We start from the raw sequence: 6,062 nt of genomic DNA on the forward strand, positions 1-6,062 counted from the left end.
AAGCCGTTAATACCAATTTTGAGTGTCATTTTAAGTTAATTCCTGAATCTAAATTTCGTTTTTACAGGGCTGTTCTCGTTCGATTTCCGTGATATTTGCTAATGTCACTTCAGCGATCGCCCGCATCGCATCTTCAGTAAAAAACGCCTGATGTCCGGTAATTATTACGTTAGGAAAAGTCATCAGGCGGGCAAATGTATCATCTTGCATAATTCGATCGGATCGATCTTCAAAGAATAGCTCCGATTCTTGTTCGTAAACATCTAATCCTAATCCACCAATTTGGGATGATTTGAGTGCAGTAATAATCGCATTTGTGTCGATTAATGCTCCCCGACTAGTGTTGATTAGCATCACATGAGGCTTCATTTGAGCGATCGCCTCTTTGTTAATTAAGTGATGGTTTTCTGGAGTTAATGGACAGTGGAGGGTAATAATATCCGACTGGAAAAACAGTTGGGATAGCTCCATGTATTCGACTCCAATCGCCTCGCATTGGGGATTGGGAAAGGGATCGTAGGCGATAACTTTGCAACCAAACCCCGTCATAATTTGGGCGGCGACTGCGCCAATTCTGCCCGTACCGATAATTCCAATCGTCCGTCCATGTAGATCGAACCCCAGCAATCCTTCGAGTGAAAAATTGCCTTCGCGGACGCGGTTATAGGCTCGATGTAATTTGCGATTGAGCGTTAGGATTAATCCCACAGTATGTTCGGCGACGGCATAGGGGGAATAGGCTGGCACGCGCACTAATTTGATGCCCAGATTTTTGGCAGCTTGGACATCGACATTGTTATACCCAGCAGAGCGCAAAGCGATTAGGCTGACACGATCGCTAGCGAGAGCCTTGAGGGTGTCTTTATCGACTTCATCATTGACAAAGATACAAACGGCGGTGGCATCTTTAGCCAGGATGGCTGTGTGTCGATCGAGTTTAGGTTCTAAAAATGTAAGTTGATGTTGATGTTGTGAATTAGCGGCGGTAAAAAACTGGCGATCGTATGACTTGGCACTAAAAATAGCAACTTTCATGATTCACTTCCCTCGATCCTTGTCATCTTAGGTTTAAAGTGTGAGAATCTCGTGAGGTAGTTATGTCTATCCAGTCATTGAGCAGATTCTGGTGCAGGCTTTACACCTCAGTCAATAGCACTACACCTAGTTGTAAGTAGGAATCTAAAGGTGATGAACCACAACACAACAGTATTACTCGATCGCTTGCGATCTATTTATCACACTTGGTGCGAAGGGAGATTTAGCAAGAATCGAAAAAGAATGGCTCTAAATCCCGATACCTTCCGTAGAGTAAGATAATTTAGTAGCGGTGATGTGGGGATCGACCAATTTACTGAGTAGGTACGATAAGATCGACATACAGTCACCACACCATAAAATACCCTCAAGAACGCTCGTGTCAACAACAGAAATTATCTTCTTAGTAGAACAAGCTCCCGAAGGCGGCTATACAGCACAGGCTCTCAACGAGTCAATTTTCACCGAAGCTGACGATCTAGCAACATTGAAAATTATGGTGAAAGATGCAGTAAATTGCCATTTTGATACGCCCGAACATTGCCCGAAAATTATCAGGCTGCACATCGTTAGAGACGAGGTATTCGCGGCGTGAAAGTTCCGAGAGATTTATCCAGTACTCAATTAATTAGACTCCTATCTAACTTTGGCTATGAAATCACCCGTCAAACTGGTAGTCACATTCGTTTAACCACTCAATCGTTGGCGTAGCCTGCGCTTTGCGCTTACGGACAGCACCACATCACAGTTCCCGCACACGATCCACTCAAAATAGGGACTTTAAATGCTATTCTGCGGAGTGTCGCCGAACACTTTGATTTGACTAAGGATGAATTTCTAGAACAGATGTTTGGCGAGTAAATCTCGGTCGTATTCCTGATGCCCTCCCCTCCGAGAAAGAGAACTTAGTCGCGGTGATTTGGAGTGCGATCGTATGACTTGGCACTAAAAATAGCAACTTTCATGATTCACTTCCCTCGATCCTTGTCATCTTAGGTTTAAAGTGTGAGCATCTCGTGAGTTAATCAGATCTAATCGGCGATCGCTTCGACTATTTTGCCATCACCAGAGCGGAAATTTACTACTAACGCTGGAGCCAGGTAAAGTAAAATGTCGTGCCTTTACCAAGTTCGGACTCTAGCCAAATCGTCCCGCCTTCGGCTTCGACAATTTTTTTGACAATTGCCAGCCCGATTCCCGTACTGTCCGATCGCTTTTGCGGATTCACGGCTTGGAAGATCTTGAACATCCGATCGTGATGCTCTGACTCAATCCCTGGGCCATCATCAGCGATCGCGAATTCATAGCAGTCACCACGATCCTGGATCGAAATCTGAATCGAGCCAGCTTCAGAATGATGATGTCTGATGCCGTTGCCGATGAGATTGGCGAAGACCTGGAATAATGGTAGCCGTCGAGTCGATAGTATCGGCAGTTCGGGCGGTAGCTCGATCTTAAATGTCGGCGGTGGGGCGATCGAATCGATGACATCAGCCAACAGTTCGGCGATGGAGACTGATTCGATTGTCTCAACTGAGATCCCGACGCGGGCATAGTCAAGCAAGCCATCGATCGTGGCTTCCATCTTGTAAACTCGGCTGCGTAACAGGGTCATTTGCTGTTGATTGGCCACACTGAGCGATCCATTAAAGTCTTCCTCGATCCATTCGGAGAGATTGGCAATACCTCGGAGGGGTGCTTTGAGATCGTGAGAGACGACATAGGCAAAGCTAGCTAGATCTTGATTGCGCTGTTCCAAATCGGCTTGAGCCTGTTTGCGGAGGGTGATATCAATCGCGGCAAGAATGGCATAACTCAGACGTGGAACTGCACCAACTCGATTCTCCCCAGGAGAGGCTGTGCCAACGAAGACAACTTGTTTGCGAACGCTCAAGTAGCGGACTTCACCACTGGGCCACACCACCCGATGATCCTGGGCAAACCAGCCCGTACCATTCGGATCGACAACTTGGGCGATCGTTACTTCGAGATCGGCGCGTTCGTCGGGATGGAAGGTAGCGTGGATTTGTTCGCGCGTGACGAAGGCAATATCAGCGGGAAATCCATATAAAACGGCTGCTTCTGGAGACAGTGCGACCAGATTGGTTTCATAGTCAAATCTTGCCAGTCCCACCCCTGCGACTTCAATCCCCGCCTGCAAGCGTTCTTGTGATTCGCGCAAGTCCCGCTCGGCGCGTTTGCGCTCGGTGATATCTCGACCGACACCATACCAACAATTGCTCTGTTGGTATGGTGTCGCATTCCATGACACCCAGACAGAGGAGCCATCTTTGCGCTGACACCGATTCTCGAAGTCAACTACAATTCGATCGTCTGCCAAGCTGTAAGCGGCAGCCAGAGTAGATTTGCGATCGTCTGGATGCACGAAATCGATAAAGGGTCGGGAGGCAAATTCAGCTTGAGTAAAGCCTAATAATCGCTCGAAAGCCGGATTGATCCGCTCGAAATACCCCTCAAAATTGCCGATCGCCAAAAGATCGAGCGACCGATCGAAAAACCTGTCGCGCTCTTGCTCTGCCTTTAGCCTCACAGCCTCCAGCCGTTTGCGTTCGGTCATATCGCGCGAAACCGATAAAATTTGGCTGACCCGACCATCGGTAGCCAGGATCGGTGTCACAATTACTTCCCACCATTTCGGCGTACCTTTGGCAGTCAGCGAAGAAGCATCAAACCGATCGACTCCCCCCGCCAAGGCTGTGCTAAAGGCAGTTTGAGCCGATGCTCGTGCGCTACCTTGCCAGAATTCGAGCCATTGACGGTTAACGACAGTATCAAAGTCATCAATTTCCATCAGTGACTGTCCGTAATCGTTCATATAAATCAAACGACCTTGTAAGTCCACAACTTTGATGCAGTCGCGACTGCTCTCTAAGATGCGACGGTTTAATTCCTCACTCTGGCGGAGTAGTTCTTCATCACGCCTCTGTTCGGTGATATCATAGGCGACTGCATATACCAAATTCTGCTCGTCAGACGGTCTCGAACTCCACGATAGCCAGCGATAGGAGCCATCTTTGCAGCGGTAGCGATTTTCAAACCTAATCACCGTCTGACCTCTACTCAATCCTTGGGCAGTCGCTAGCGTTGCGGCGCGATCGTCGGGATGTACGAAGTCTAGATAGGGTTTTGCCATTAATTCTGCGGTAGTGAAGCCCAAGGTCTGCTCCCAAGCTGGATTTAATCGCACGAAATAACTATCTAAATTGGCGATCGTTAGCAGATCGAGTGATATCTCGAAAAACCTGTCGCGCTCTCGTTCGGCCTGAATCCGTGCCGCTTCACTCTGCTTGCGTTCATTGATATCCTGAAAATAAATCCCTAAGCCGACATCTGAGGGATAAGCATGAATCTCAAACCAAGTCTCAGTTGGCTCGTACAATACCTCAAAATGTACCGCCGCTCGATCGGTCACGGCTCGGCGATATTCCTGCTCGACGATATTCCCGACCGACCAGGGAAAGACTTCCCAATGAGTTTTACCCAAAAATTCTTCAGAGGTGAGATCGACTAATTGGCGCACTACTTCGGTTGCAGCGGAATTGGCATAGACGATCCGCCACTGGCGATCGAGCGTGATATACGCATCGGTCATGCTTTCCCAAATCGTCGTAATCTGCTGATTTTTGGCTTGCAGTGTGAGTTCGGCTTGCGCCTGAGACTGCTGCAACTTTAGCTGCAAGCGGGCATTCTCAATCGCCATTCGCATCGTCGATCGCAATAGTTCTGGTGTCAGGTCGCTTTTAACCAAATAGTCTTCGGCTCCCAGCTTCATCGCTTTGACCGCAATTCTGGGGTCGCTCATTCCCGTCACCATCACCTCAGGTGGACTACTGCCATTACTTTGAGCGTTCAGTGCTGCTAGAAACTCCAGCCCATCACCATCTGGCAGCTTATAATCGAGTAAAATCGCATCGATCGATCTAGTGCGACACAATGTCAGTCCCCCTGCAACAGATTCTGATTCCAACAGTTGATAAGTACAGCTTGAATCTTGGCTCAGAGCGAGTCGATATAGCGCTCGATCTGTCGCCAAGTCTTCAATAATCAACAGCGTGAAAGTGGGGATGAGCATGTTTTATTCATGTCAAATTGAACAGTCGATCCGTTGGCGAAGCCTCTCAGAATGAGAATCGATTAGTCCAATTGTATTGAACTAACCGATCGTACCAGATCCAGATGCTCTTTTCTACCTTAAAACGTTACACACGATCGCGGAGAAAGTTGATATTTGGCGGTAGGGTCGCGTTTACTCCAGCAATAGCCGCAGCCTTGCGGAATCGAGTTTCGAGCTTAACAGACTGGGATTAAGCACACCGAGCGCGCTTAATCCCTAATTTAGACATTTCCCGATCTCGATTGATGTTGGACATTAGCGGCGATAAAAAATTGGCGATTCAGATGACTTGGTACTAAAAATAGCAACTTTCATAGTTTGGATTGCTGGTTAAAATAATTACCATGAATGGAGTGCCCGCAATTGAGGCGTTTTTTTCAATTGATGAGCCTCCATCCGCGTTAAAACATCATACAAAATACCGATCGCTTCGGCAATAAATGGCCCTTTATTTAACATCACACACACAGCACGTTCGGACATGGCAACATCGCTCATTTCGCCCCGCGAAGGAATACCATCTTTGACCAAATTCTCTAATACTTGAGTTGCCCAAATTACCGGAATATGTGCCGCTTCACAAATCCACAGCATTTCTTCTTGGATCTCGGTGAGACGCTGATAGCCAATTTGAACGGCTAAATCGCCCCTGGCAATCATTACCCCAAAAGATCCTTTTCCGGCGGCATAGACGATTAATTCGGGTAGATGAGTAACGGCAATTGCGGTTTCAATCTTGGCAACGATCGCAGGTGGGGAAAGTCGGTTTTCACAACGTTTAGCCAATTCTTTTTGCAGTAATTCAATATCGCTAGGTCGTTGAACGAATGAGTAACCGATAATATCCGCATGAACCGCGACAAAATCTAGGTCGGTTAAATCTTGTTCGGTT

The 6,062-nt window shown here is 47.4% G+C and carries 4 protein-coding genes and 1 pseudogene; 2 read left to right on the plus strand and 3 right to left on the minus strand.

Annotated elements, in window-relative coordinates:
• Positions 1-48: 48 nt before the first annotated feature.
• On the minus strand, positions 49-1,035 hold the full coding sequence (locus RMO84_RS20795) for a 2-hydroxyacid dehydrogenase (RefSeq protein WP_310490342.1): 987 nt from the start codon (positions 1,033-1,035) through the stop codon (positions 49-51).
• Positions 1,036-1,414: 379 nt separating this feature from the next.
• Here RMO84_RS20795 and RMO84_RS20800 point away from each other — a divergent pair, with 379 nt between their 5' ends.
• Both RMO84_RS20800 and RMO84_RS21445 read left to right on the plus strand, forming a co-directional pair.
• Positions 1,415-1,630, plus strand: coding sequence for a 2-oxoisovalerate dehydrogenase (locus RMO84_RS20800; RefSeq protein WP_310490343.1), 216 nt, complete (start codon positions 1,415-1,417; stop codon positions 1,628-1,630).
• Positions 1,627-1,896 (plus strand): annotated as a pseudogene (locus tag RMO84_RS21445) (type II toxin-antitoxin system HicA family toxin). Before RMO84_RS20800 ends, RMO84_RS21445 begins: the two are co-directional and overlap by 4 nt.
• A 223-nt stretch (positions 1,897-2,119) precedes the next feature.
• On the opposite strand, the gene RMO84_RS20810 reads toward RMO84_RS21445, so the two are convergent.
• Both RMO84_RS20810 and RMO84_RS20815 read right to left on the minus strand, forming a co-directional pair.
• Entirely contained in the window at positions 2,120-5,128 is a 3,009-nt protein-coding gene (locus RMO84_RS20810) for a PAS domain S-box protein (RefSeq protein ID WP_310490345.1), read from the minus strand.
• A gap of 381 nt (positions 5,129-5,509) precedes the next feature.
• On the minus strand, positions 5,510-6,062 hold a 553-nt coding region (locus RMO84_RS20815), incomplete at its 5' end, for a pyruvate kinase (RefSeq protein ID WP_310490346.1).

The organism is Chamaesiphon sp. VAR_69_metabat_338 (genome assembly GCF_031423935.1).
Lineage (GTDB): Bacteria > Cyanobacteriota > Cyanobacteriia > Cyanobacteriales > Chamaesiphonaceae > Chamaesiphon.

Bases quoted from the DNA above. Each gene is read 5' to 3' on its own strand.
- RMO84_RS20795 (WP_310490342.1), bottom strand. From the start codon at position 1,035: ATGAAAGTTGCTATTTTTAGTGCCAAGTCATACGATCGCCAGTTTTTT.
- RMO84_RS20810 (WP_310490345.1), bottom strand. From the start codon at position 5,128: ATGCTCATCCCCACTTTCACGCTGTTGATTATTGAAGACTTGGCGACA.